1 protein-coding gene is annotated in these 329 nt (G+C 65.0%); it reads left to right on the top strand.

The annotated features are described in order from the left end of the window. The coding region (locus tag AC0L2B_RS00110) for a zinc-binding dehydrogenase (RefSeq protein ID WP_473743620.1) at nt 1-329 on the top strand (329 nt) is incomplete at both ends.

Genomic DNA, 329 nt, shown 5'->3' with positions numbered 1-329 from the left:
CAGCACAACGTCGTGCCGATCCCCGACGACGTGCCCGACGAGATCGCCGCAATCTTCGATCCGCTGGGCAATGCGGTCCACACCGCACTGTCCTTTGATCTGGTCGGCGAGGACGTGCTGGTCACCGGCGCCGGGCCGATCGGCATCATGGCTGCGCTGGTGGCGCAGTGCGTCGGCGCGCGAAAGGTGGTCATCACCGACATCAACCCGGTGCGGCTGGCGCTGGCGAAAAAACTCGGCGTCCAGCATGTCGTCGACGCGTCGAAGGAAAAGCTGCGCGATATCATGCCGGCGCTCGGCATGACCGAAGGTTTTGACGTCGGCCTCGA

It is taken from the genome of Mesorhizobium sp. WSM4815 (assembly GCF_055811575.1).
The sequence above is the reverse complement of the archived record's forward strand: the minus strand, read 5'-3'. Positions and strand labels throughout refer to the sequence as shown.